The following is a 4299-nucleotide window of genomic DNA, read 5'->3' on the forward strand; positions in this document are numbered from 1 at the left end:
CCACACCGACCTGCCCACCTACCCCTTCCAACACCAGAGCTACTGGCTGCACCACGCTCCCGCCACCGACGTCACCACCGCCGGCATCACCCCCAACCACCACCCCATCCTCACCGCCACCATCGAACTCCCCGAAGGCACACAACTCTTCACCGGCCGCCTGACGCAGAACTCGCCCTCATGGCTGGCGGACCACACCGTGCACGACACAGTCGTCCTGCCCGGCACCGCCTTCATCGACCTACTGCTGCACGCCGCCCAGCACACCGACACCACCACGATCGACGAGCTCACCCTCCACGCACCCCTGGCGCTCACCGCCGAAAGCACCGTGCAACTCCAGGTGAACCTCGCCCCGCCCGGCAACACGGGCAGCCGCGCGGTGACCGTCCACTCGCGTCCGGTCGCCACCGACGACGCCGACTGGACACTGCACGCCACCGGGCACCTCACCACCACCGACGCCGCCGCCGCGCCGGACCGTGACCTCACCACCTGGCCGCCCACCGCGGCCACCCCTGTGGACCTCCACGACCTCTACCCCCGCATCCACGACCTCGGCTACCACTACGGCCCGCTTTTCCAGGGCCTCCAGGCCGCCTGGCAGCAGGGCACCACCACCTACGCCGAGATCGCGCTTCCCGAGGAAGCCCACTCCGACGCGGCCACATACGGCATCCACCCGGCGCTCCTCGACGCCGCCCTCCACCCCCAGCTCACCAGCCTCACCGACGCCACCGACCACATCCCCCTCCCCTTCGCCTGGCACGGCGTCACCCTCCACACCGCCGGCACGCCCACCGCCCTCCGCGTGTCCATCACGCCGGTGAGCGACGACACTGTGTCGCTGGTGCTCGCCGACGCCTCGGGCGCCCTGGTCGCGACCGTGGACGGCCTCACGGCTCGGCCCGTCAGCGCCGAGCAGATCGCGGCCGCCGCGCGCACCAGTCCCGAGCACAACGCGCTCCACCAGCTCACCTGGCCGGCTCTCCCGGCCCCGGCTCCGGTCGGTGCGGCAAAGGGCAGTTGGGCCGTACTCGGTGGGGACGACGCGCTGGAAGCGGCGTTGGGCGCGACGGGGATCGAGGTGAGAGTCCACCGGGACCTCACCGCGCTGGTCGACTCGGTCGACGCGGACACCCCGGCACCGGATGTCGTGGTGGTGGCTCCGGCCTCGGTGTACGGCTCCACCGAGCCGGTCGGGGAGGTGCTCGTCGGCACGCTGGCGCTGGTGCAGGGCTTCCTCGCGGACGAACTGCTGAACAGCACGCGCCTGGTGATCGTCACCCAGCACGCGGTGGCCACCACCGACAACGAGGACATCACCGACCTCACCGCCGCACCCCTGTGGGGCCTCATCCGCTCCGCCCAGAACGAGCACCCCCACCGCATCACCCTCATCGACACCGACGGCCACGACGCCTCCCACCGCGCCCTCCCCGCCGCCCTCACCACCGAAGAACCCCAACTCGCCCTCCGCGAAGGCCGAGCCCACGCCCCCCGCCTCACCCGCGCCACCCTCCCGCACGACACCGCCACACCCGCCCTGGACCCCAACGGCACCGTCCTCATCACGGGCGGCACCGGCGCCCTCGGTGCTCTCGTCGCCCGCCACCTCGTCACCGAGTACGGCGCGCACCACCTCATCCTCACCAGCCGCCGCGGCCCCCAAGCCCCCGGCGCCACCGAACTCACCGACGAACTCACCGCACTCGGTGCCCAGGTGACCATCACCGCCTGCGACACCGCCGACCGCGAAGCGCTCGCCGCCCTCCTCGCCACCGTCCCCGGCGAGCACCCCCTGACCGCCGTCATCCACACCGCCGGCATCCTCGACGACGCCACCATCACCTCGCTGACCCCCGACCAGCTCAGCGCAGTCCTCCGGCCCAAGGCCGACACGGCCCGCCACCTCCACGAACTCACCCAGAACACCGACCTCTCGGCGTTCGTCCTCTTCTCCTCCATCGCCGGCACCCTCGGATCCCCCGGCCAGGCCAACTACGCCGCCGCCAACACCTACCTCGACGCCCTCGCCCACCACCGCCACACCAACGGACTCCCCGCCACCTCCCTCGCCTGGGGCCTGTGGGACACCGACAACGGAACCTCCAGCGGCATGGGCAGCACCCTCGACACCACCGACCGCACCCGCCTGGCCCGCACCGGCATCACCCCACTGACCGTCGAACAGGGCCTCACCCTCTTCGACACCGCCCTCAAAACAGGCCACCCCGTCCTCCACCCCGTCCGCCTCGACCAAGCAGCACTCCGCACACAGGCAAACGCCGGAACACTCCCGACCACGCTCCGCAACATCGTCCGCACTCCGGCACGACGCGCGGGTCGAGCCGGCGGCGCCGGGGAGGCAGAGGCGCTGCGAGGGCGGCTGAGCGGGCTGAGTGTGGCGGATCAGGGCCGCGTCGTCCTGGATCTGGTCCGTACCCACATCGCGGCGGCGCTGGGCCACGAGAAGCCGGGGGCGATCGACACCGAGCGCGGGCTGATGGACATGGGCTTCGACTCGCTCACGGCGGTCGAGTTGCGCAACCGCCTGTCCGCGGCGACGGGCCTGCGTCTGACGTCCACGCTCGTCTTCGACTACCCGACGCCCGCGGCGATGGCCGAGTACCTGCGGACGGAGCTCGCGCCCTCGACCGCCGCGGACACCTCCGCCGCGCCGGGCGAGGACGAGGCCGCCCTGCGGCGGGCCATCGCCGACGTACCGCTGGCGCGTCTCCGCGAGGCCGGTGTGCTTGAGGTCTTGATGCGCCTGGCCGGCGTACGCGAAGACCCGGCACCGACACGGGCGGAGAGCGAGCACGCGGCGGACGCGATCAAGAACGCGGACGCCGAGGACCTCATCCGTATCGCCCTTGCCCAGACCGATTCCTGATTCCACTCAAGCGGGGAGCTGACCATGGTTACGGCGTCCGACAAGATCGTTGAGGCACTGCGCGCCTCCTTGCTGGAGAACGAGCGGCTGCGGAATCGCAACCAGCAGCTCGCTGACGCGTCGTCCGAGCCCATTGCGATCGTCGGCATGGCCTGCCGCTACCCGGGCGGTGTCACATCGCCCGAGGAGCTGTGGCAGCTGGTGGCGTCGGGTACGGACGCGATCTCCGGCTTCCCCTCCGGGCGCGGCTGGGACGCGGAAGGCCTGTACGACCCCGACCCCGACGCCGTCGGCAAGTCCTACACCCGTGAGGGCGGCTTCCTGCACGACGCCGACCTCTTCGACGCCGACTTCTTCGGGATCAGCCCGCGCGAGGCCCTCGCCATCGACCCCCAGCAGCGTCTCCTCCTGGAGACCGCCTGGGAGTCGATCGAGTCCGCGGGCATCGCTCCGACCACCCTGCGCGGCAGTCGCACGGGTGTCTTCGCGGCCGTCATGTACGGCGACTACGGCACGCGGCTGTTCCAGAACATCCCCGACGGATTCGAGGGGTACATAGGCACCGGCAGCGCGTTCAGCGTGGCTTCGGGCCGGGTGTCCTACACGCTGGGCCTCGAAGGACCCGCGGTCACCGTCGACACCGCGTGCTCGTCCTCACTCGTGGCCCCGCACCTCGCCGCCCAGGCCCTGCGCAACGGCGAATGCGACCTGGCGCTGGCCGGCGGCGCGACGGTCATGGCCATCCCCACCACCCTCGTCGAGTTCAGCCGCCAGCGCGGGCTGTCCCCCGACGGCCGCTGCAAGGCGTTCGCCTCGGCGGCCGACGGTGTGGGCTGGGGCGAGGGCGCGGGCATGATCCTGCTCGAGCGCCTGTCCGACGCCCAGCGCAACGGTCACCGCGTGCTGGCCGTCATCCGTGGCTCGGCGGTCAACCAGGACGGGAGGAGCAGCCAGCTCAGTGCCCCGAACGGGCCCGCGCAGCAGCGGGTCATCCGCCAGGCACTCGCCAACGCCCGGCTGACCCCCGCCGACGTGGACGCCGTCGAGGCGCACGGCACGGGCACCAGGCTCGGGGACCCGATCGAGGCGCAGGCCCTGCTCGCCACCTACGGCAAGGACCGCCCCGCCGACCAGCCGCTGTGGCTCGGCTCGCTGAAGTCGAACATCGGACACGCCCAGGCCGCGGCCGGTGTCGGCGGTGTCATCAAGATGGTCCAGGCGATGCAGCACGGCCTGCTCCCCAAGACCCTCCACGTCGACGCGCCCTCCCCGCACGTCGACTGGGAGGCCGGGGCCGTCTCCCTGCTGACCGAGGCCACCCCGTGGCCCGAGAGCGACCGCCCGCGCCGGGCCGGCGTCTCCTCCTTCGGCATCAGCGGCACCAACGCCCACATCATCCTCGA

At 72.0% G+C, this 4299-nt stretch carries 2 protein-coding genes; both read left to right on the forward strand.

From position 1 onward, the window contains the following. The coding region (locus ACFVUH_RS37190) for a type I polyketide synthase (protein ID WP_387918060.1) at positions 1 to 2896 on the forward strand (2896 nt) is incomplete at its 5' end. Between the two features lie 69 nt (positions 2897 to 2965). After that, a partial coding sequence (locus ACFVUH_RS37195; RefSeq protein ID WP_387918062.1) for a type I polyketide synthase occupies positions 2966 to 4299 on the forward strand: 1334 nt, incomplete at its 3' end.

Origin of the sequence: Kitasatospora sp. NPDC058032 (assembly GCF_042885845.1) — a bacterium.
GTDB lineage: Bacteria > Actinomycetota > Actinomycetes > Streptomycetales > Streptomycetaceae > Kitasatospora.